General features: G+C 64.3%; 18 protein-coding genes. 12 read left to right on the top strand and 6 right to left on the bottom strand.

Annotated features, from left to right (window positions below; genetic code table 11):
• Window positions 1–2 precede the first annotated feature (2 nt).
• On the top strand, window positions 3–629 hold the full coding sequence (locus tag V9K84_RS26955) for a PAS domain-containing protein (RefSeq protein WP_054914846.1): 627 nt from the start codon (window positions 3–5) through the stop codon (window positions 627–629).
• A 28-nt stretch (window positions 630–657) separates the two neighbouring features.
• Here V9K84_RS26955 and V9K84_RS26950 read toward each other — a convergent pair whose 3' ends face one another.
• The 6 genes from V9K84_RS26950 to V9K84_RS26925 all read right to left on the bottom strand — a co-directional run bounded on the left by V9K84_RS26950 (window position 658) and on the right by V9K84_RS26925 (window position 5,727).
• Entirely contained in the window at window positions 658–1,437 is a 780-nt protein-coding gene (locus V9K84_RS26950; protein WP_088515548.1) for an ABC transporter substrate-binding protein, read from the bottom strand.
• A gap of 177 nt (window positions 1,438–1,614) precedes the next feature.
• Window positions 1,615–2,061 carry a molybdopterin synthase catalytic subunit MoaE gene (moaE, locus tag V9K84_RS26945; RefSeq protein ID WP_043861012.1) on the bottom strand — a complete coding sequence of 149 codons (447 nt, stop codon included), beginning with the start codon at window positions 2,059–2,061 and terminating at the stop codon, window positions 1,615–1,617.
• Between the two features lies 1 nt (window position 2,062).
• Entirely contained in the window at window positions 2,063–2,308 is a 246-nt protein-coding gene (locus V9K84_RS26940; RefSeq protein ID WP_043861011.1) for a MoaD/ThiS family protein, read from the bottom strand.
• Window positions 2,305–2,778, bottom strand: coding sequence for a cyclic pyranopterin monophosphate synthase MoaC (gene moaC / locus V9K84_RS26935; protein ID WP_088515549.1), 474 nt, complete (start codon window positions 2,776–2,778; stop codon window positions 2,305–2,307). The genes V9K84_RS26940 and moaC overlap by 4 nt, the downstream gene beginning before the upstream one ends.
• Window positions 2,779–2,876: 98 nt before the next feature.
• Complete coding sequence (locus tag V9K84_RS26930; protein WP_043861009.1) at window positions 2,877–4,271, bottom strand: PhoH family protein; 1,395 nt, start codon at window positions 4,269–4,271, stop codon at window positions 2,877–2,879.
• 337 nt (window positions 4,272–4,608) lie between these two features.
• Complete coding sequence (locus V9K84_RS26925; protein ID WP_054914928.1) at window positions 4,609–5,727, bottom strand: polysaccharide deacetylase family protein; 1,119 nt, start codon at window positions 5,725–5,727, stop codon at window positions 4,609–4,611.
• Between the two features lie 132 nt (window positions 5,728–5,859).
• On the opposite strand from V9K84_RS26925, the gene yaaA reads away from it, so the two are divergent.
• From yaaA to V9K84_RS26870, 11 genes are all read left to right on the top strand, one after another.
• Window positions 5,860–6,639: a peroxide stress protein YaaA gene (yaaA, locus tag V9K84_RS26920; protein ID WP_043861008.1), complete on the top strand. Its 780-nt coding sequence runs from the start codon at window positions 5,860–5,862 to the stop codon at window positions 6,637–6,639.
• A gap of 797 nt (window positions 6,640–7,436) precedes the next feature.
• Window positions 7,437–8,753 (top strand): UDP-glucose/GDP-mannose dehydrogenase family protein, encoded by a 1,317-nt coding sequence (locus tag V9K84_RS26915; protein WP_043861007.1) that lies wholly within the window; start codon window positions 7,437–7,439, stop codon window positions 8,751–8,753.
• A 71-nt stretch (window positions 8,754–8,824) separates the two neighbouring features.
• On the top strand, window positions 8,825–10,306 hold the full coding sequence (gene alg8 / locus V9K84_RS26910) for a mannuronan synthase (RefSeq protein WP_043861006.1): 1,482 nt from the start codon (window positions 8,825–8,827) through the stop codon (window positions 10,304–10,306).
• A gap of 36 nt (window positions 10,307–10,342) precedes the next feature.
• Complete coding sequence (locus V9K84_RS26905; protein WP_043861005.1) at window positions 10,343–11,509, top strand: alginate biosynthesis protein Alg44; 1,167 nt, start codon at window positions 10,343–10,345, stop codon at window positions 11,507–11,509.
• Between the two features lie 103 nt (window positions 11,510–11,612).
• Window positions 11,613–13,001 carry an alginate biosynthesis TPR repeat lipoprotein AlgK gene (gene algK / locus V9K84_RS26900; protein WP_054914850.1) on the top strand — a complete coding sequence of 463 codons (1,389 nt, stop codon included), beginning with the start codon at window positions 11,613–11,615 and terminating at the stop codon, window positions 12,999–13,001.
• The gene (locus tag V9K84_RS26895; RefSeq protein WP_058540863.1) at window positions 12,998–14,482 is read left to right on the top strand and encodes an alginate export family protein; all 1,485 of its coding nucleotides are present in this window, start codon (window positions 12,998–13,000) and stop codon (window positions 14,480–14,482) included. Before algK ends, V9K84_RS26895 begins: the two co-directional genes overlap by 4 nt.
• An 18-nt stretch (window positions 14,483–14,500) precedes the next feature.
• Window positions 14,501–16,060 (top strand): mannuronan 5-epimerase AlgG, encoded by a 1,560-nt coding sequence (gene algG, locus V9K84_RS26890; protein WP_088515550.1) that lies wholly within the window; start codon window positions 14,501–14,503, stop codon window positions 16,058–16,060.
• An 11-nt stretch (window positions 16,061–16,071) separates the two neighbouring features.
• Entirely contained in the window at window positions 16,072–17,514 is a 1,443-nt protein-coding gene (locus V9K84_RS26885; protein WP_088515551.1) for an alginate O-acetyltransferase, read from the top strand.
• Window positions 17,515–17,521: 7 nt separating this feature from the next.
• A complete protein-coding gene (locus V9K84_RS26880) occupies window positions 17,522–18,628 on the top strand; it encodes a mannuronate-specific alginate lyase (protein WP_088515590.1) in 1,107 nt (368 codons plus the stop codon).
• A 177-nt stretch (window positions 18,629–18,805) separates the two neighbouring features.
• Entirely contained in the window at window positions 18,806–20,263 is a 1,458-nt protein-coding gene (locus V9K84_RS26875) for an MBOAT family protein (RefSeq protein WP_058540860.1), read from the top strand.
• Window positions 20,264–20,274: 11 nt separating this feature from the next.
• Complete coding sequence (locus V9K84_RS26870) at window positions 20,275–21,438, top strand: alginate O-acetyltransferase (protein WP_043860999.1); 1,164 nt, start codon at window positions 20,275–20,277, stop codon at window positions 21,436–21,438.
• The last annotated feature ends 12 nt before the right edge of the window (window positions 21,439–21,450 follow it).

Genomic DNA, 21,450 nt, shown 5'->3' with positions numbered 1-21,450 from the left:
GCATGCCGATACCGCCCCACGACCCCGCCCTGAGCAACTTTCGCGCGATTGCCGACGCCATCGCCACGCTGTTCTTCCCCCACGCCGAGGTGGTGCTGCACGACCTGCGCAGCCAGAAGATCGACTACATCGCCAATAACCTGTCCAAGCGCGAGATCGGCGACGATGCGGCCCTGGAAGACATGTTCGAGGCAGGTACCGACGAAACCAACATTGGCCCCTACGAAAAGCTCAATTGGGACGGGCAGAAGATCCGCTCGCTCAGCACCGTGCTGCGCGACGCCCAGGGCAAGCCGCAGGCCGTGCTGTGCATCAACCTGAACATCTCGATGTTCGAAAACGCCAAGGCGGCGCTGGACCTGTTTCTCTCGCCCACCCGGCTGATCGCCCAGCCCGACGCGCTGTTTCGCGATGACTGGCAGGAGCGCATCAACACGTTTCTCAACAGCTGGCTGCGCGAGCGCCAGCTGGCACTGAGCAACCTGAATCGCGACCACAAGCGCGAACTGGTGCTGGCCCTGCATGCCGAGGGTGCGTTTCGAGGCAAGAGCGCCGCCAACTACGTGGCCAACGTGCTGAACATGGGCCGGGCCACGGTGTACAAGCACCTCAAGGAGCTCAAGGCCTGAACGAACTCAGGCCTCGGGCAGGCGACGGTCAGTCGCCGTAGATGTCGGACTTGAAGTACTTGGCCTGGATCTTCTGGTACTCGCCATTGGCGCGAATGGCGTCGATGGCCGCGTTCAGCTGGGCGACCAGTTCGGTATTGCCCTTGCGTACCGCGATCCCGGCGCCCTCACCCACGTACTTGGGGTCTTTCAGCTCTGGCCCGACAAACCCGTAACCCTTGCCCTTGGGCGTCTCCAGGAAGCCCTGTTCAAGCGGGATGGTGTCGGCGAACACACCGTCCAGGCGACCGGCCACCAGGTCCATGAAGATTTCCTCGTTGCTGGTGTAGCGCACGATCTCGATGCCCTTGGGCACCAGTTCCGCGGTCACATAGCGGTCGGTGGTGGTCGCGCGCTGCACGCCGATGCGCTTGCCCTTGAGGTTGGCGAAGCCGTCATCGACCTGGCTGCCGTCCTTCATGGCCAGGCGTGCGGAGGTGAAGTAGTACTTGTGGGTGAAGTCCACCGACTTCTTGCGGTCTTCGGTGATGGTGATCGACGACAGGGCGGCGTCGATCTTCTTGACCTTGAGCGACGGGATCAGGCCGTCGTATTCCTGTTCGGTCCACTGGCACTTGACCTGCATCTGCGCGCACAGGGCGTTGCCGATGTCGTAGTCGAAGCCACTGATAGCGCCGTCGGCGGTCTTGAACGCGAACGGTGGGTAGGCAGCTTCGATACCGATGCGCAGGGTCTTTTCAGCGGCGAACGACGGGGCGGCGGCAAACAGGCTCAACGCCAGCGCAGCCAACAGGGATGGGGTTTTCATCAGCGGTCTCTCTCGCTCGTTGTTGGGGTGTGTTGCAAGACAGAGGAAAAAGCGGCGGGCACAAGGCAGCCTGGAACTATTTTGTACTTATAATTCCATACTGGACTTTTGTGTATTAATTTTCAACCGATTCGCGGCACCGCACCGTTGCAGGAGCCAGCCTTGCCGGCGGGGCGTCTACCAACGCCCCGCAGCGTCCGCATCACTCTGGCGCCCCTCGACCCAGCGCGGCCCCTCGCCGGTCTGCTCCTTCTTCCAGAACGGCGCGCGGGTCTTGAGATAGTCCATCACGAAGTCGCACGCCTGGAACGCCGCCTGCCGGTGCGCACTGGCTACACCCACGAACACGATCGGCTCGCCCGGCTGCAATGCGCCGATACGGTGCAGCACTTCGACCTTGAGCAACGGCCAGCGCTGCTCGGCCTCCAGCACGATCTTGGCCAGGGCCTTTTCGGTCATGCCCGGGTAATGCTCCAGGAACATCCCCGCCACCTCGCGACCGTCGTTGAAGTCGCGCACATAGCCGACAAACGACACCACCGCGCCCACCCCGACGTTGGCCGCGTGCATCGCATTGGTCTCGGCGCCGGGGTCGAACGCGCCGGCCTGCACTCGAACGCCCACCTCAGCCCCCGGTCACGGGCGGAAAGAACGCCACTTCGTCGCCGTCGGCCACCGGCTCGTCGAGCCTGCACAACTCCTGGTTGCGCGCGCACATCAGGTTCTGCTCGCCCAGCATCGCGTACCCCTCCCCGCGTGCCAGCAGGGCCTTGCGCACATCGTCGACGCTGTCGAACGGCCCGTCGAGGCGTTCGCCGTCGCTGTCCAGCGCCTCGCGATACCGCGCGAAATACACCACGTCGATGTTCATGGTGCCTCCACCTGGTAGTGCCCGCTCTTGCCGCCCAGTTTTTCCAGCACACGCACGCTGTGGATGGTCATGCCCCGGTCCACCGCCTTGCACATGTCGTAGATCGTCAGCGCCGCCACACTGGCGGCCGTCAGGGCCTCCATCTCGACGCCGGTCTGCCCGGCCAGCTTGCAGCGCGCCACGATATGCACCGTGTCGTCGCCTTCGTCAGTCAGCTCGAGCTTGACGCTGGTGAGCATCAACGGGTGGCACAGCGGGATCAGATCGCTGGTCTTCTTTGCCGCCTGGATGCCGGCAATGCGCGCCACGGCAAACACGTCGCCCTTGGGGTGGCCGCCAGCCACGATCATCTGCAAGGTTTGCGGGAGCATGCGCACCCGCGCTTCGGCCACCGCCTCGCGCGAGGTGACGGCTTTGTCGGTGACGTCGACCATGTTGGCCCGACCTTGGGAATCGAGATGAGTCAGCACAGGGTTACTCCTGATCAGGAGCACCGATTGTAAACCCAGGGGTCAACATTAGGCAGCGGAAAAAAACCGGGCGGCACAAGGCCGCCCGGTGGCAGGGGTTACAGGTGGGATTCGGCGTATTCGGCCAGGACCGAACGGGGCACGCCCTGCAGGGTGATGTGCACGCCGTTGGGGAAGTCCTTGAAGCGCTCGGTCAGGTAGGTCAGGCCCGAGCTGGTGGCGGACAGGTAAGGGGTGTCGATCTGCGCCAGGTTGCCCAGGCAGATCACCTTGGAACCGGCCCCGGCACGGGTGATGATGGTCTTCATCTGGTGCGGGGTGAGGTTCTGGCATTCGTCGATCAGGATCAGGCTCTGCTGGAAGCTGCGACCGCGAATGTAGTTGAGCGACTTGAACTGCAACGGCACGCGCTCGAGGATGTACTCGACGCTGCCATGGGTGTTTTCGTCGTCCATGTGCAAGGCTTCGAGGTTGTCGGTGATCGCCCCCAGCCAGGGCTCCATTTTTTCCGCTTCGGTGCCCGGCAGGAAGCCGATTTCCTGGTCCAGCCCCTGCACGCTGCGGGTGGCGATGATGCGCCGATAGCGCTTGCTGACCATGGTCTGCTCGATGGCTGCGGCCAGTGCCAGGATGGTCTTGCCCGAACCTGCGGCACCGGTGAGGTTGACCAGGTGGATGTCGGGGTCGAGCAGGGCGAACAGCGCCAGGCCCTGATGGATGTCACGCGGTTTCAGGCCCCAGGCTTCCTGGTGCAGCAGTGGCTCCTGATGCAGGTCGAGCAGCAGCAACTCGCTGTCACGGATGCCCTTGACCCAGCCGACGAAGCCCTGCTCGTCGATGATGAACTCGTTGATGTGAACCGCCGGCAGGTTGTCGGCCAGCTGCACGCGGTGCCAGGTGCGCCCGCGCTCCTGGCGGGTCTCGACCTTGTTGACGCGGTCCCAGAACGAGCCGCTGACCGAATGGTAGCCCTTGGGCAGCAACGAAACGTCGTCGACCAGCTGATCGGTACTGTAGTCCTCGGCGGCGATACCGCAGGCCCGGGCCTTGAGGCGCATGTTGATGTCTTTGGTCACCAGCACCACGTCCAGTTCCTTGCGCCGGCTACGCAGCTCGAGCAACTGGTTGATGATGATGTTGTCGTTGAGGTGTTCTGGCAGCAGCCGGTTGGGTTCGGCGCGTGGGGTCATCAGGATCGACAGGAAGCCCTTGGGGCCGCTCTTGCCGCGCTGGATCGGTACGCCCTGCTCGACATCCTCGGGCGTGGCATCGCCCAGGGTCTGGTCGATCAGACGGATGGCCTGGCGGCATTCGGCGGCGATCGTGTGTTTGCCGGTCTTGAGTTTGTCGAGCTCCTCGAGCACGGTCATCGGCAGCGCGACGTGGTGTTCCTCGAAATTCAGCAAGGCGTTCGGATCGTGAATCAGAACATTGGTATCGAGCACGTAAAGGATTGGCTGGTTGGAAGAAACGTTACGTCCTTGATCATCCATACTCGGTCACCTTTGTAGGGGCCAGACGACGCAATACCTGGGCGGTGCTGCGCCGCGAAGTGACCGCCGGTCTCCCCCTGGCCGCGTCGTTACGGTAGGGAAGCTGCGAACAAAGGAGGGGCCATTAGTACGCCACCTGTGCTGCAGGGTTCGGCGGTCTGACTTCTTGATACCGCAAAACCCGTGACGATAAAAAGCGTTTTTACGTTTTTTTGAAGTTTATTTTTCGTTGTGCGGTCAAGCCCTTGGCGTGAGCCGCAAGCACCACTACAGTTAATGATCAAACCCCGATGAACGCCTGGCGATTTTTTCCGCCGGGTGCCGCCGCGCCCAGCGATTACGGGGTTTCGGCAAATTCCCGGCAGTTGCCCCAGCCAATCCCGCTCTGGGCCGTGTGCTGCAGCAACCAGTCGATCGCCGCCTGGGCCCTGGGCTGGCCGTCATGAAACTGGATCACCCCGCGGCGCCACAGCAGCATCAGGCTCAGCACCCGCTGCGCCGACTGCTCGGCATTCAACCCGGCCTGGTCCTGGGCGTCGATATCCCACAACATCACCTGCAGCTGCTGGCCGGCGAAAAACGCCGCACTGTCGGCGCGGCGCTGCCCGTAGGGCGGGCGAAACAGCGGCACGAATGCCTCGGGCAGGCTGCTCTGCACCAGTGCCCGGCTGGAGACCACCGAGTCCTGCCAGCCGGTCCACTGCGCATGCGAGCTGTACTGCCAGCCCTGCAGCCCCACGCACTGCCCGGCATACAGTTGCTGCAGCGCCGCGGCCGAGGTCTGGTCGCGGCGCGCCTGCAGGTTCTTGCCCACCACGAAGAACAGCCCGCCAAGCTTCTGCCGGCGCAGGTAGTCGGTCAGCGCCTCGGTAGCCGGCCCCGGGCCGCCATCGAAGCTGAGCACGAACAGCCGGTCGTTGAGTGCCTGGCCATCGCGCTCCTGGTCGGAAAACCGCTCCACCTCGCTGGAGGTCTGGGTGAACAGCGCCGCCTTGCGCAATTGCTCGTTCAGGTAGTACTCGTGAAAACGCCGGCTTGGCTGCGCCCAACCGGCGTAGAACGAATCGTCTGCAACACTGAACTTGCCCGCCTGCTGGCGCAGGTCCGGCAGACTGTCGATGGCGTAGCAGAACGAGGCGTCCTGCTCGCAGCTCTGCTGGGCCAGGTCATAGTTGCGCCACAGCCGCTGCCACAGGCGCTGACGCAACGCATTCAGCGTCACCAGGTTGACCTGGCGAAGGTTCAGGCGCTCGGCCAGCTGCGCCTCGCTCAGGGCCTCGCTGTCATACAGCACGCGGGCAAAGCTGAGGATTTCGGCACGCGAGGCCACATCGAACAGGGCCGGGCTGTCGAGTTGTTCGGGCCACACGCTGCGGTCGAACCGGGCCAGCTCGACCGGGGCCGCGTGCACCAGCGTGCTCAGCAGGCCGGCCAGTAAAAGAAGGGCTATGCGCACGATCACACTCTCCATTTTCTCGCCGCGCACTATAGCGCCAAGCGCCGCCAGGGTCTTGGCTATTGGCGCGATAGCTGGAGATCGGCGCCCCCCGCCCGTAGAATCGACGCCACGATTCAAGGAGCCGACCTCATGCTGACGGTGATCTCACCCGCCAAGACCCTCGATTACGACACCCCGCCCGTTACCCAGCGGCACACCCTGCCGCAATACCTGGACGACTCCCAGGAACTGATCCTGCAACTGCGCGAACTTTCGCCGCAGCAGATCAGCGACCTGATGCACCTCTCGGACAAGCTGGCCGGCCTCAATGCCGCGCGCTTCGGCAGCTGGACCCCGAACTTCACCCCGGCCAACGCCAAGCAGGCGCTGCTGGCGTTCAAGGGCGACGTGTACACCGGGCTGGATGCACAGAGCCTGAGCGAAGACGACTTCACCTATGCCCAGCAGCACCTGCGCATGCTGTCGGGGCTGTACGGCCTGCTGCGTCCGCTGGACCTGATGCAGCCCTACCGGCTGGAGATGGGCACCAAGCTGGCCAACGCCCGCGGCAAGGACCTCTACGCCTTCTGGGGCACGCGCATCAGCGAGTGGCTGAACCAGGCGCTGGCCGAGCAAGGCGACGACCTGCTGCTGAACCTGGCCAGCAACGAGTACTTCTCGGCGGTCAAGCGCAGCGCGTTGAAGGCGCGGGTGATCAACACCGAGTTTCGCGACTTCAAGAATGGCCAGTACAAGATCATCAGCTTCTATGCCAAGAAGGCGCGGGGCATGATGACCCGCTTCGTGACCCAGGAGCGCATCGACGACCCCGAGCGGCTCAAGCAGTTCGACGTGCAGGGCTACTACTACAGTGCCGAGCAGTCCAAACCGGACAACCTGGTGTTCCTGCGCGACCACCCGGCCGAGTAGAAAGCATCGCGGGTCCCCCCGCTCCCCCCGGGATCACCTGAATCCTTGCGGGCGCGGGCTTGACTCGCGATGGCGTCCTCACAGCCCGCCAGGCGCCAATCCCGTGGCGCCAAAAAACCACCCCCTCTAGCCCTATCGCCAAACGTCATAAGACCGTTCGTAGTTTTCTGACGAAATATCCTGAAATTTTTTTTCATGCTGGCATAAAAACATCCCCCTCCAAGTTTGCCCTACAGACACGGGACGAAACTGCCGTGTGCTATCAAAGTGAAAGTATCGTCAACTGTTGAAATATTAAAAAATCCTTCACGGCGACTCGGGCGAGCCTGGAACTTATCCCCTTGAGGCTCGCTCATACCACCGGTACGGATTATCTCGTGATGGATGTGAGAGATGACGTACATGACAAATGGACAGTATCAGGAAGTTTTGAAAGCACTTTTTTGTCCGCGCAATTGTTCGACAAGATTACGCGTCCAAGCCAGGAGAGAGCACCCTTAAAAATCGTCCTAGTGGTTGATTTCAAAGGATTTAATCCACTTGAAATAACAAGCACAGCAGTACGCGCAGTGGGTACTGCAATAAAGACGGATACCGTCCAGGGCTCACCCCCCTAATGTAAATGGCCATTAGCCGCCAACTTGAGTGCCGTTTATTTTTCGCACTCCAATTTAATTTGCCTGCCGGCAGTTAGCGGTTTAACCGTGACACTTCCGTGCACCCTGAATTTGCTGGTCAACCAACCCGGTCTGGCGCTTAGTTGTGCGCCGACATGATAAACACATGAGGTGAATGCGATGCGTATCAGCATCTTTGGTTTGGGTTATGTAGGTGCGGTCTGTGCGGGCTGCCTGTCTGCCCGGGGCCATGAAGTGATCGGCGTGGATGTATCGGCGACCAAGATCGACCTGATCAACCAGGGCAAATCCCCCATCGTGGAACCGGGCCTCGAAGCCCTGTTGCAGCAAGGCATTGCCAACCAGCGCCTGCGGGGCACCACCGATTTTGCCCAGGCCATTCGCGACAGCGACGTGTCGATGATCTGCGTCGGTACGCCGAGCAAGAAGAACGGCGACCTGGGCCTGGAATACATCGAGTCGGTGTGCCGCGAAATCGGTCTGGTACTGCGCGACAAGAGCAGCCGCCACACCATCGTGGTGCGCAGCACCGTACTGCCGGGCACCGTCAAGAACGTGGTGATCCCGATTCTCGAAGACTGCTCGGGCAAGAAGGCCGGCGTCGACTTCGGCGTGGCGGTCAACCCCGAGTTCCTGCGCGAAAGCACCGCGATCAAGGACTACGACCAGCCGCCGATGACTGTCATCGGCGAACTCGACCGCGCCAGCGGCGACGTGCTGCAGGCCCTCTACGAAGAGCTCGACGCCCCGATCATCCGCAAGGACATCGAAGTGGCCGAGATGATCAAGTACACCTGCAACGTGTGGCACGCCACCAAGGTCACCTTCGCCAACGAGATCGGCAACATCGCCAAGGCCTGCGGCGTCGATGGCCGCGAAGTGATGGAAGTGGTGTGCCAGGACAAGGCCCTGAACCTGTCGCAGTACTACATGCGCCCAGGCTTCGCCTTCGGCGGCTCGTGCCTGCCCAAGGACGTGCGCGCCCTCACCTACCGCGCCGGCAGCCTGGACGTGAAGGCGCCGCTGCTCAACTCGCTGATGACCAGCAACGAGTCCCAGGTGCAGAACGCCTTCGACATCATCGAAAGCCACGACAAGCGCAAGGTTGCCCTGCTGGGCCTGAGCTTCAAGGCCGGCACCGACGACCTGCGCGAGAGCCCGCTGGTGGAACTGGCCGAACGCCTGATCGGCAAGGGCTACGAGCTCAACATCTACGACAGCAACGTCGAGTACGCCCGCGTGCACGGCGCCAACAAGGACTACATCGAGTCGAAGATCCCCCACGTCTCGTCCCTGCTCAACGCCGATTTCGAGCAGGTGATCAACCACGCCGACGTGATCGTGCTGGGTAACCGCGACGAGAAGTTCCGTGCGCTGGCGCAACAGGCCCCGGCCGGCAAGCAGGTCATCGACCTGGTCGGCTTCATGGGCAAGCCGACCTGCCCCACCAGCCGCACCGAAGGCATCTGCTGGTAACAGCAGCCACTGCACGGGGTCGCCCCAGCCCCGTGCAGTTCCTTCCCATTCATTCGCTACGGATGCACACCATGCAAAGGCTCAAGCACGGCCTGCTACAGGTCGCCGGATGGCTGTTCTACGTGAGCCTGCTCATGCTGATCGCCCTGGCCTTGCCCAAGACCGTTTTCGACCCCGACTCCAAGGACTTCATCTTCCTCATCGGCGCTGTCGGAATCTGGCGTTATTCCATGGGTGCCACGCACTTCGTGCGGGGCATGCTGTTCCTCTACATCGTCTACCCGATGCTGCGACGCAAGGTGCGCAAACTGGGCAGCGCGGCCGACCCGTCGCACGTGTACCTGATGGTCACCAGCTTTCGCATCGACGCCCTGACCACCGCGCAGGTGTACAGCTCGGTGATCCGCGAGGCAATCGACTGCGGCTACCCCACCACCGTGGTCTGCTCGCTGGTGGAAATGAGCGACGAACTGCTGGTGAAAAGCCTGTGGGCCAAGTTCAACCCGCCCGACCGCGTGGCCCTGGACTTCGTGCGCATCGCCGGCACCGGCAAGCGTGACGGCCTGGCCTACGGCTTTCGCGCCATCTCGCGCCACCTGCCCGACGAGAACGCAGTGGTCGCGGTGATCGACGGCGACACCGTGCTCGGCGAAGGCGTGGTAGCCAAGACCGTGCCCTGGTTCAAGCTCTACCCGAATGTCGGTGGCCTGACCACCAACGAATTCTGCGAAGTGCGCGGCGGCTACATCATGAGCGAGTGGCACAAGCTGCGCTTTGCCCAGCGCCACATCAACATGTGCTCGATGGCCCTGTCCAAGCGCGTGCTGACCATGACCGGGCGCATGTCGGTGTTCCGCGCCGCCGTGGTGACCAACCCCGAGTTCATCAAGGACGTCGAGAACGACTCGCTGCAGCACTGGCGCCTGGGCCGCTTCAAGTTCCTCACCGGCGACGACAAGTCCAGCTGGTTCAGCCTCATGCGCCTGGGCTACGACACGTTCTACGTGCCGGATGCGGCGATCAACACGGTCGAGCACCCGCCGGAAAAGAGCTTCATCAAGGCCAGCCGCAAGCTGATGTACCGCTGGTACGGCAATAACCTGCGCCAGAACTCCCGCGCCCTGGGCCTGGGCGTTCGCCGCCTCGGCCTGTTCACCAGCGTGGTGCTGTTCGACCAGCGCGTGTCGATGTGGACCAGCCTGCTCGGGCTCACCGTGGCGCTGATCGCCAGCCTCAAGTTCGGCCCTGCCTTCCTGCTGGTGTACCTGCTGTGGATCGGCATCACCCGCCTGATCCTGACCCTGATGCTGATGTGCTCGGGGCATGCCATCGGCCCGGCCTACCCGCTGATTCTCTATTACAACCAGATCGTCGGCGCAATCATGAAGATCTACGTGTTCTTCCGCCTCGACAAGCAGTCCTGGACCCGCCAGCCCACTGCGCTCAAACGCGACCTCGCGAGCTTTCAACAATGGTTCAACACCTGGTCTTCGCGGACCATGACCTTCTCGGCAGCCAGCATCTTCGTCGCTGTGCTGTTCATGGTCGTGTGAGCCGCCGCCCTACGGAATAAACAGGAACATATCGCCATGAATACCGCCGTGAATGCCAATGTCGTGCATGAGTCCGAAGCCCAGCGTCAGCACGCCCGGGTAAAGATCCCCGCCAAGCTGCGCTACCTGGGGGCCAACCGCGAGACCCTCGAAGTCAAGGTCGAGGACCTCTCGGCCGGTGGCCTGAGCTTCTACACCCGCCACCCGCTGAAGGTCGGCGAAGTGGTGCGCGGCCGCCTGCAGTTCGTGGTCGACAACCTGGGCCTGGCCATCGACATCGAGTTCCAGGTGCGCTCGCACAACGTCGCCGACGGTCGTACCGGCGTGCAGTTCCAGAACCTGGAACAGCGCGACATCGCCACCCTGCGCCACATCATCACCTCGCACCTGTCGGGCGAGCTGATCAGCATCGGCGACGTGCTCAGCACCCTGCAACGCGACAACTTCACCAAGGCGCGCAAGCAGAAGGACACCGGCGGCGGCCTGAGCGCCTTCGGCCGCCTGCGTGCGGTCACCTTCAGCCTCGGCGTGTTCGTGGTCGGCGTGGCCGCGTTCGGCTTCATCGCCAAGTCGGTGTACGGCCTGTACTTCGTCAGCCATGCCGAAGCCGGGGTGGTCAGCGTCCCCACCACCAACGTCACCATGCCGCGCGACGGCACCGTGCAGAGCCTGGTGAAGGCGGACGGCCCGGTGGTCAAGGGCGCGCCGCTGGCCTCGTTCAACACCAGCATGCTCGACCTGCTCAAGGGCCACCTGGACGACCAGCAACTGGAGCCGGCGCGGGTCGAGGAACTGTTCGGCAAGCAGCTCAGCGGCACCCTCACCAGCCCGTGCGACTGCGTGGTGGCCAGGCAACTGGTTGATGACGGGCAATACGCGAGCAAGGGCGCAGTGATCTTCCAGCTGATCCCGCGCACCACCAACCCGATCATCGAGGCCCGTTTCAGCTACCGCCAGTTCGACGAAGTGCAACCCGGCACCCGCGTCAACTTCCAGGTGGCCGGCGAAGACGACGTGCGCCAGGGTCGCATCGTCAGCAGCACCAGCCAGAACAGCGACGACCTGTCTTCGGACATTCGCGTGCAGATCAAGCCGGATGCGCCGATGCCCAGCGAGCTGGCCGGGCGCCCGGTGTCGGTCAACAGCGACCGGGGCCCGTCGATGGACTGGCTGATCGACAAGGCCGTGGCCCGTGGGCTTTGAAGAGGACATGCCGGTGACTACCCAACACACCGCGATCCCTGTAGGAGCCGGCCTTGCCGGCGAATCGTGCAGCCCCCTTCGCCGGCAAGGCCGGCTCCTACCGATGGGTGCACTGGCCCTGGCCGTCAGCCTGGCCGGTTGCGCCGGCCTGCCCGACCAGCGCCTGGCCAACGAAGCCCTCAAGCGCGGCGACACCGCCCTGGCCGAGCGCAACTACCAGCAACTCGCCGACCTGGGCTACAGCGAGGCCCAGGTAGGCCTGGCCGATATCCAGGTCGAAACCGGTGACCCGGCCAAGCTCAGGCAGGCCGAGGCCACCTACCGCGCCGCCGCCCGCACCTCGCCCCGCGCCCAGGCCCGCCTAGGCCGTCTGCTGGTGGCCAAGCCCGACAGCAGCGAGGCCGAGCGCCACGAGGCCCAGGGCCTGCTCAAGCAGGCCTTCGCCGCCGGCGAAAGCAACACCCTGATCCCGCTGGCCATGCTCTACCTGCAATACCCGCAGAGTTTCCCCGACCTCGATGCCCAGCAGCAGATCGACCAATGGCGCGCCGCCGGCTACCCCGAGGCGGGCCTGGCCCAGGTGCTGCTGTACCGTACCCAGAACACCTACGACCAGCACCTGGACGAGGTGGAACGTATCTGCAAGGCCGCACTGGCCAGCACCGACATCTGCTATGTGGAACTGGCCAGCGTGTACCAGAAGCGTGCCCAGCCCGAACAACAGGCCGCGCTGATCGACCAGCTCAAGGCCGCCTATGCCCGCGGTGCGGTACCGGCCAGCCGGGTCGACAGCGTGGCCCGCGTACTGGCCGACCCCAGCCTGGGCCAGACCGACGAGAAAACCGCCCAGGCCCTGCTCGAACAGGTCGCACCGAGCAACCCCGCGTCCTGGGTCAGCCTGGCGCAACTGCTCTACAGCTTCCCCGAGCTGGGCGACAGCGACCAGTTGCTGGCCTACATCGACAAGGGCCGCGAGGCCGCACAACCGCGCGCCGAGCTGCTGCTGGGCCGCCTCTACTACGAAGGCAAGGCCGTGCCGGCCGACGCGAAAAAAGCCGAGACGCACCTGCAGTCCGCCGCCGATGCCGGCGAAATCAGCGCCCACTACTACCTCGGCCAGCTCTACCGCCGTGGCTATCTGGGCCAGGTCGAACCGCAGAAAGCCGTCGATCACCTGCTGCGCGCCGCCCGTGGCGGCCAGCTCAGCGCCGACTACGCGCTGGCCCAGTTGTTCAGCGAAGGTCGCGGCATTCGCCAGGACCTGGTCAACGCCTGGGTGTTCGCGCAACTGGCGCAGGCCAACCCCAGCGAGCAATCGACGGCGATGGCCGGCGAGCTCGACCAGCAGCTATCCGCCCCGCAGAAGGCCCAGGCCCAGCGCCTGTTGCAACAGGAGCGCCAGGCCCGTGGCGCCATGGGTCAGGGCCCCGGCGCCCAGGCCATGCAGGCCCTGCAGGACACCACCGAACAAGACGGCGAGGAATCCCTATGACACTCAACCCGTGGATGAAGGCCGGCCTGGGCCTGGGCTGTGCCCTGCTCTGGTCGTGCCCGACCCTGGCCGCGATGACCGCCGAGAAGAACTTCGGCCTGGAAGTGAAAGTCACCGGCCAGTCCGAGGATGACCGCGACCTGGGCACCCGCTCCGGCGGCGACGTCAACGGCCTGGGCCTGGACCTGCGCCCCTGGGTGTATGGCGAGCGCGGCAACTGGAGCGCCTACGCCATGGGCCAGGCGGTCACCGCCACCGACACCATCGACACCGACACCCTGCGCCAGGCCGACGACGACAGCCAGGTCGAAACCCGCCGCGCCAGCGGCCGCGAGCAGGACAAGAGCTACCTGGCCATGCGCGAGTTTTGGGTCGGCTACAGCGGCCTGACCGCCTACCCCGGCGAGCAACTGCGCCTGGGCCGCCAGCGCCTGCGCAGCGACGACGGCATGTGGCGCGACACCAACATCGAGGCGCTGAACTGGACCTTCGACACCACCCTGCTGCGCGCCAACGCCGGCGTGGCCCAGCGTTTCAGCGAGTACCGCACCGACCTCACCGACCTGGCCCCCGAAGACAAGGACCGCCTGCACGTCTACGGCGACGTGGCCGCGCAATGGACCCCCGGCCACTGGGTCGGCCTGCGCGCGCACCACACCCACGACGACGGCAAGCTGAAGAACCCGGGCGAGACCCTCGACCCGCTGGACAAGACCCGCAACGGCGACCTCACCTGGCTGGGCCTTGAGGCCAACAGCGACGCCTACAACTGGCGCAACCAGAACACCGTCAACTACTGGGGCAGCGTCACCTGGCTCACTGGCGACCGTGATCGCCTGAGCGCCACCACCCTGGCCAACGGCGACCAGCTGGCCACGCAAAAGCAGAGCGGCGATGTCAACGCCTGGGCCACCGACCTGGGCATCCGCCTGCGCCTGGACCCCAACTGGCAGGTCGGCGCGGCCTATGCCCGCGGCAGCGGCGGCGGTGGCAGCGACGGCTCGGGCAACTTCGAACAGACCGGCCTTGAGAGCAACCGCTCCAACTTCACCGGCACCCGCTCGCGTGTGCACCGCTTCGGCGAGGCCTTCCGTGGCGAGCTGGGCAACCTGCAGGCCGCCACCCTGTTCACCTCCTGGCAACTGCGCGACGACTACGACGCAAGCCTGGTGTACCACAAGTTCTGGCGCGTCGACGGCAAGCAGAACATCGGCAGCAGCGGCATCAACGCAGTGGTCGATGATGACGGCATCAACCGCCCGCTGATCCAGGGCGAAAAAGACCTCGGCCAGGAGATGGATCTGGTGGTCACCAAGTACTTCAAGCAGGGCCTGCTGCCGGCCGCGCTGAGCCAGTCGATCGACGAACCGTCGGCACTGGTGCGCTTTCGCGGTGGGGTGTTCAAGCCAGGCGACGCCTATGGCAAGGAAGCGGACTCGTACATGCACCGCGCCTTCATCGACGTGATCTGGCGTTTCTGATGCCTGGAGTGCATTGACATGAACCTTTACCCGCTCAACACGCTGATCGCCGGCAGCCTGCTGCTGGCCAGCAGCATCGCCCTGGCCAACGGCCTGCCCGTGGCCAGCCCGGCCAAAGAGCTGCAGCACGCCAAGACCTACACCGTCAGCAGCGCGCCGATCGAGCCGTTGCAGATCCCGGCGCCGACCCTGCCCGACCTCAGCGGCTACACCGCCGAAGCGGTGCAGGCCAAGATCCAGCGTGCACGCAAGGGCAAGATCACGGTACGCCGCATGCTGCAGGAAGACGCCCTCAAGGAGTTCATCGGCGGCGACAACAAGATGGCCGAATGGGTAGCCCGCCAGCACGGCATCCCGCAGGCGATCTTCGTCGATGACGGGCATGTCGACTTCACCGAGCTGAGCAAGCACGTGCCGGCCCAGTACCTGCGTGAAACCGCGCCGGGGGTATACCTGTCGCGCCTGCCGATCGTGGTGGGGCAAAAGGGCGTGCTCGAGATCGATGCCAAGGTCAAGGAGCTGCGCCTGTCCCAGGAAGGCGGTGCGTTCATCGTCAACGACGGCAAGCTGTTCGTCAGCGACACCCGCGTCACCGGCTGGCGCGAAAAGGACAACGGCCCGGCGACCTTCCGCACACCCAAGGAATTTCGCCCGTTCCTGCTCTCGTGGGGCGGCACCGAGACCTACATCGTCAACACCCGCATGGCCAGCTTCGGCTATGCCCAGAGCAAGTCCTACGGCGTGAGCATTTCGCAGTACACGCCCAACATGGCCAAGCAGATGGGCCGCCCCGAACCCACCGGCTGGATCATCGGCTCCGAGTTCAGCGACATGTGGTACGGCTTCTACTGCTACGAGACCAGCGACTTCGTGGTCAAGGACAACACCTACCGCGACAACATCGTGTACGGCATCGACCCCCACGACCGTTCGCACCGCCTGATCATCGCCGGCAACACCGTGCATGGCACCAAGAAGAAGCACGGCATCATCGTCTCGCGCGAGGTCAACGACAGCTGGATCATCAACAACAAGAGCTACGACAACAAGCTCTCGGGCGTGGTGATCGACCGCAACAGCGTCAACAACCTGATCGCCTACAACGAGATCTACCGCAACCACACCGACGGCATCACCCTGTACGAAAGCGGCGACAACCTGATCTGGGGCAACAAGGTCATCAGCAACCGTCGCCACGGCATCCGCGTGCGCAACAGCGTGAACATCCGCCTGTACGAAAACCTCGCCATGGCCAACGGCCTGGTGGGTGTGTACGGGCACATCAAGGACCTGTCCGATACCGACCGCGACATCGACCTGGACCCGTTCGACACCAAGGTGTCGCTGATCGTGGTGGGCGGTGAACTGGCGGCCAACGGCAGCGGCCCGCTGTCGATCGACTCGCCCCTGAGCGTGGAGCTGTACCGGGTGTCGATGCTGGCCCCGAGCAAGTCCAGCGGCATCAGTTTCTCCGGGGTGCTGGGCGATCGCCAGGACGAGATTCTCGACCTGATGGTACGCCAGGGCAAAGCCGTACTGATCGACCCGGTCGAACGCCAGACCGACATGGCGGATTGAGGAAACCTGACATGACCCCACACCTGATGAAACTGCTTGGCCTGAGTGCGGCGCTGCTGGCGATCAGCAACGGCGTGCGTGCCGACGAGGTGCAGGCGCCCAGCTTCACCGCCCAGCCGTGCTGCCAACTGTGCCCCGAAGCCCACGATGCCAGCCGCTACACCACCCGCTACCAGCAGAACTTCACCACCCTGGTGCAAGCCCAGGGCGACTGGCTGTTCCGTACCCGCGAAGACCTGCGCACCGAATTCAGCACCACCCCGGCCGGCTACAAACGCCTGCAGCAGGTGCACGATGCGTTCAAGGCGCGCGGCGTGGAACTGGTGCTGGTGTACCAGCCCACCCGTGGCCTGGTGAACCGCAACATGCTCAACCCGGCCGACAAGGCCGCGTTCAACTACGAGAAGGCCCTGCGCAACTACCAGGCCATGCTCAAGCGCTTCGCCCAAATGGGCTACAACGTGCCCGACCTGTCGCCGCTGACCAACGAACAGTTGCCGGCCGCGCAGCAGGGCAAGGACTTCTACTTCCGCGGCGACCAGCACTGGACGCCCTATGGCGCCGAGCGTGCGGCAAAAATCGTGGCCGACACCGTGCACAGCATGCCGGCCTTCGCCGACATCCCGCGGCGTGAATTCGAAAGCCACCCGTCCGGCCGCATGGGCAAGACCGGCACCCTGCACAACGTCGCCGGCCAACTGTGCGGCACCAGCTACGCGGTGCAGTACATGGACCAGTTCGTCACCGAGCCCAAGGGCGAGAGTGGCGGCGACGACCTGTTCGGCGACTCGGGCAACCCGCAGATCACCCTGGTGGGCACCAGCCACAGCGGCAAGAACTACAACTTCTCGGGTTTTCTGCAGCAGTACATCGGCGCCGACGTGCTCAACGTCGCGTTCCCCGGTGGCGGCCTGGAAGGTTCGATGATCCAGTACCTGGGCAGCGAGGAGTTCCAGAACAACCCGCCCAAGATCCTGGTGTGGGAGTTCTCGCCGCTGTACCGCCTGGACCAGGAAACCATCTGGCGCCAGATGCTCGCCCTGCTCGACAACGGCTGCGAAGGCAAGCCTGCGCAGATGAGCGTCAGCACCTCGCTCAAGCCGGGCACCAACGAGCTGCTGGTCAATGGCAAGAACGGCGTGATCAAGAACCTGGTCAACGGCCGTCATCAACTGGACATCCAGTTCGAAGACAAGTCGGTCAAGACCTTGCAGGCCACCCTGTGGTACCTCAATGGTCGTCACGAGGACCTGAAGATCGAAAAACCCGAAACCTCCGACACCGACGGACGCTTCGCCTTCCAACTGCGCGAGGACGAGGACTGGGCCAACCAGACCTTGCTCGCGGTGGAAGTGCAGGGTCCCGAAAGCGGCAGCCAGAAGGTCCAGGCCAGGCTGTGTACACGCAACCCGATCGCCGGCGCCGGGCAGCATGCTGCCCAGGCCGGCCTGTGAGGCGCACATGACATCCATCCGCACCCTTGCCACCCCCGCCCTGCTCGCCCTGGCCCTGTTCGGCCCGGCGGTGCAGGCCGGCGGGCTGGTCCCGCCGCAGGGCTACTACGCCGGCATCGAGAAACCCAAGACCAGCCCCAACGACTTCACCTGTGAGGCCGTGCCCAAGCCCTACACCGGCGCGCTGCAGTTTCGCAGCAAGTACGAAGGCTCGGACAAGGCCCGCGCGACGCTGAACAAGGCATCCGAACAGGCCTTTCGCGACTCCACCGCCAGCATCACCACGCTGGAGCGCGGGGTCAGCAAGCAGGTGATGCAGTACATGCGCGACGGCCGCCCGCAGCAGCTGGACTGCACCCTGCAGTGGCTGGGCACCTGGGCTCAGGCCGATGCGCTGATGTCCACCGACTACAACCACACCGGCAAGTCGATGCGCAAATGGGCGCTGGGCAGCCTGAGCTCGGCATACCTGCGCCTGAAGTTCTCCAACGCACAGCCACTGGCGGCGCACCAGGCCCAGGCCGAACAGATCGAGAAATGGTTCGCGCGCCTGGCCGAGCAGACGGTCAAGGACTGGAGCGACCTGCCGCTGGAAAAGATCAACAACCACTCGTACTGGGCCGCCTGGTCGGTGATGGCCACGGCGGTGGCGACCGATCGCCGCGACCTGTTCGACTGGGCCGTGAAGGAGTACCGCGTGGGTGCCAACCAGGTCGATGCGCAGGGCTTTCTGCCCAACGAGATGAAGCGCAAGCAGCGCGCCCTGGCGTACCACAACTACGCACTGCCGCCGCTGTCGATGATCGCCAGCTTCGCCCAGGCCAACGGCGTGGACCTGCGCCCGGAAAACAACGGCGCGCTCAAGCGCCTGGGCGAGCGGGTGTTGTCCGGGGCCAGAGACCCGAGTGCGTTCAAGGCGCGCAATGGCCAGAAGCAGGACATGGACGATCTGAAGATCGACAGCAAATACGCCTGGCTTGAGCCGTGGTGCAGCCTGTATCAGTGCGACGCCGATGCGCTCAAGCGCAAGCAGGCGATGCAGCCGTTCAAGAGTTTCCGCCTGGGCGGCGACCTGACGCGCGTCTACGACCCGCAGGCAGAACAGAAGAAATGACGGGCTGGCCCCTTCGCCGGCAAGGCCGGCTCCTACACCGGACGCACCCGTAGGAGCCGGCCTTGCCGGCGAAGAGGCCCGAACAGCCACTGCAAGACGATAGGTTCCCCCGCAATTTCAGCGGGGGGTTTGGGGGGCTGCTGCCCCGATTGTGGATAACGACAAGGAGAGATCGGGATGGTGTTCTCGTCCAATGTGTTCCTGTTCCTGTTCCTGCCGATCTTTCTCGGCCTGTACTACCTGAGCGGGCAACGCTACCGCAACGCCCTGCTGCTGCTGGCCAGCTACGTGTTCTACGCCTGGTGGCGGGTGGACTTCCTGGCGCTGTTCGCCGCGGTCACCCTGTGGAACTACTGGATCGGCCTCAAGGTGGGCGCCGCCGGCGTACGCACCAAGCCGGCCCAGCGCTGGCTGCTGCTGGGGGTGGTGGTCGACCTGGGTATCCTGGGCTACTTCAAGTACGCCAACTTCGGCGTCGACAGCATCAACGCGATCATGACCTCGTACGGCCTGGAGCCGTTCATCCTCACCCACATCCTGTTGCCCATCGGCATCTCGTTCTACATCTTCGAGTCGATCAGCTACATCATCGACGTGTACCGCGGCGACACCCCGGCCACCCGCAACCTGATCGACTTCGCCGCGTTCGTGGCGATCTTCCCGCACCTGATCGCCGGCCCCGTGCTGCGCTTTCGCGACCTGGCCGACCAGTTCAACCACCGCACCCACACCCTGGACAAGTTCTCCGAAGGCTGCACGCGGTTCATGCAGGGCTTCATCAAGAAGGTGTTCATCGCCGACACCCTGGCGGTGGTCGCCGACCACTGCTTCGCCCTGCAGAACCCGACCACCGGCGACGCCTGGCTGGGCGCACTGGCCTACACCGCGCAGCTGTACTTCGACTTCTCCGGCTACAGCGACATGGCCATCGGCCTGGGCCTGATGATGGGCTTTCGCTTCATGGAGAACTTCAAGCAGCCCTACATCAGCCAGTCGATCACCGAGTTCTGGCGGCGCTGGCACATCAGCCTGTCCACCTGGCTGCGCGACTACCTGTACATCACCCTGGGCGGCAACCGCGGCGGCACCTTCGCCACCTACCGCAACCTGTTCCTGACCATGCTGCTGGGCGGCCTGTGGCACGGCGCCAACTTCACCTACATCATCTGGGGCGCCTGGCACGGCATGTGGCTGGCGATCGAGCGCGCACTGGGCCTGGACACCAACCCGCAGCGCTTCAACCCGGTCAAGTGGGCCTTCACCTTCCTGCTGGTGGTGATGGGCTGGGTGATCTTCCGCGCCGAAAACCTGCACGTGGCCGCACGCATGTACGGCGCCATGTTCAGCTTCGGTGAATGGCAGCTGTCGGAGCTCAACCGCGCCAGCCTCACCGGCCTGCAAGTGGCCACCCTGGTGATCGCCTACCTGAGCCTGGCGTTCTTCGGCCTGCGCGACTTCTACCGCAACGCCAAGCCCACGGCCAAGGCCAGCCCGGTGGCCGTGCATGGCGACGGCAGCGTGAGCCTGGACTGGGGCCTGTACATGACCCGCGCGCTGGTGCTGCTGCTGTTCGTGGCCTCGATCCTCAAACTCTCGGCGCAAAGCTACTCGCCGTTCCTCTACTTCCAGTTCTGAGCGAGCCGACCATGACCCGATCATTACGCAAACTCTACGCCGTGCTGTTCATGGCCCTGCTGCTGGGCCTGGGCATCTGGTCGCTGGGGGGCCTGGGCAGTTTCCAGCGCACCGCGCAGATGTCCCTGCTCGACGGCAAGCTGGCCAAGGCCGCCGAAACCCACTACGACGCGCAGTTCCCGATCAAGCGCCTGGGCACCAACCTCTGGGCGGCGCTGGACTTCAAACTGTTCAACGAAGGCCGCCCGGGTGTGGTGCTGGGCCGCGAGCAATGGCTGTTCAGCGATGAAGAGTTCAAGCCGGTGGCCGGCAGCGAACAGTTCGAGGCCGAGAACCTCGCACTGATTCGCGGCGTGCGCGACACCCTCAAGCAGCACGGTGTGCAACTGGTGCTGGCGATCATTCCGGCCAAGGCCCGCCTGTACCCGGAGTACATCGGTGAGCAGACGCCCGCCAGCCTGCATGCCGACCTGTACAACCAGTTCCATGCCAAGGCGCGCCAGGCCGGCGTGTTCGCCCCGGACCTGCTCGGCCCGCTGCAGGCGGCCAAGGCCCAGGGCCAGGTGTTCCTGCGCACCGACACCCACTGGACACCACTGGGCGCCGAGGTGGTGGCACGCCACCTGGCCGAAGCCGTGGCCCGCCAGACCCTGCTCAGCGGCACGCCGCAGCAGTTCGTCACCGAAGCCAAAGCCGCCACACCGTACAAGGGCGACCTCACCAACTTCCTGCCGCTGGACCCGTTGTTCAGCCACCTGCTGCCGGCCCCGGACAGCCTGCAGCAACGCACCACCCGCCCTGCCCGGGCCCAGGATCACACCGACAGCGACGACGCGCTGTTTGCCGACAACGAGATCCCCGTGGCGCTGATCGGCACCAGCTACAGCGCCAACCCGCACTGGAACTTCCTCGGTGCGTTGCAGCAGGCGCTGCGCAGCGACGTGGTCAATTACGCCGAGGACGGCCATGGCCCGCTGCTGCCGATGCTCAAGTACCTGCAGACCGACGCCTTCAAGACCAGCGCCCCACAGGTGCTGGTATGGGAGTTCCCGGAACGTTATCTGCCAATGAAAAACGACCTCAGCGCCTTCGATCCGCAGTGGATCGCCCAGCTGAAGCAAACCCGTACCGCCAATCAAGACATGGCCCTGTCGTCCAATCGGACGCAACACTGAGAGGAACTGCAC

This window comes from Pseudomonas sp. AE27, assembly GCF_037113495.1.
Lineage (GTDB): Bacteria > Pseudomonadota > Gammaproteobacteria > Pseudomonadales > Pseudomonadaceae > Aquipseudomonas > Aquipseudomonas palmensis.
Note: the sequence above shows the minus strand (reverse complement) of the source record. Positions and strands in the feature narration are given on the sequence as shown.

What these genes read in the sequence shown, in the direction of transcription:
- V9K84_RS26955 (WP_054914846.1), top strand. Translation starts at nt 3, where the DNA reads ATGCCGATACCGCCCCACGACCCCGCCCTGAGCAACTTTCGCGCGATT.
- V9K84_RS26950 (WP_088515548.1), bottom strand. Translation starts at nt 1,437, where the DNA reads ATGAAAACCCCATCCCTGTTGGCTGCGCTGGCGTTGAGCCTGTTTGCC.
- V9K84_RS26940 (WP_043861011.1), bottom strand. Translation starts at nt 2,308, where the DNA reads ATGAACATCGACGTGGTGTATTTCGCGCGGTATCGCGAGGCGCTGGAC.
- V9K84_RS26930 (WP_043861009.1), bottom strand. Translation starts at nt 4,271, where the DNA reads ATGGATGATCAAGGACGTAACGTTTCTTCCAACCAGCCAATCCTTTAC.
- yaaA (WP_043861008.1), top strand. Translation starts at nt 5,860, where the DNA reads ATGCTGACGGTGATCTCACCCGCCAAGACCCTCGATTACGACACCCCG.
- V9K84_RS26915 (WP_043861007.1), top strand. Translation starts at nt 7,437, where the DNA reads ATGCGTATCAGCATCTTTGGTTTGGGTTATGTAGGTGCGGTCTGTGCG.
- alg8 (WP_043861006.1), top strand. Translation starts at nt 8,825, where the DNA reads ATGCAAAGGCTCAAGCACGGCCTGCTACAGGTCGCCGGATGGCTGTTC.
- V9K84_RS26905 (WP_043861005.1), top strand. Translation starts at nt 10,343, where the DNA reads ATGAATACCGCCGTGAATGCCAATGTCGTGCATGAGTCCGAAGCCCAG.
- algK (WP_054914850.1), top strand. Translation starts at nt 11,613, where the DNA reads ATGGGTGCACTGGCCCTGGCCGTCAGCCTGGCCGGTTGCGCCGGCCTG.
- V9K84_RS26895 (WP_058540863.1), top strand. Translation starts at nt 12,998, where the DNA reads ATGACACTCAACCCGTGGATGAAGGCCGGCCTGGGCCTGGGCTGTGCC.
- algG (WP_088515550.1), top strand. Translation starts at nt 14,501, where the DNA reads ATGAACCTTTACCCGCTCAACACGCTGATCGCCGGCAGCCTGCTGCTG.
- V9K84_RS26885 (WP_088515551.1), top strand. Translation starts at nt 16,072, where the DNA reads ATGACCCCACACCTGATGAAACTGCTTGGCCTGAGTGCGGCGCTGCTG.
- V9K84_RS26880 (WP_088515590.1), top strand. Translation starts at nt 17,522, where the DNA reads ATGACATCCATCCGCACCCTTGCCACCCCCGCCCTGCTCGCCCTGGCC.
- V9K84_RS26875 (WP_058540860.1), top strand. Translation starts at nt 18,806, where the DNA reads ATGGTGTTCTCGTCCAATGTGTTCCTGTTCCTGTTCCTGCCGATCTTT.
- V9K84_RS26870 (WP_043860999.1), top strand. Translation starts at nt 20,275, where the DNA reads ATGACCCGATCATTACGCAAACTCTACGCCGTGCTGTTCATGGCCCTG.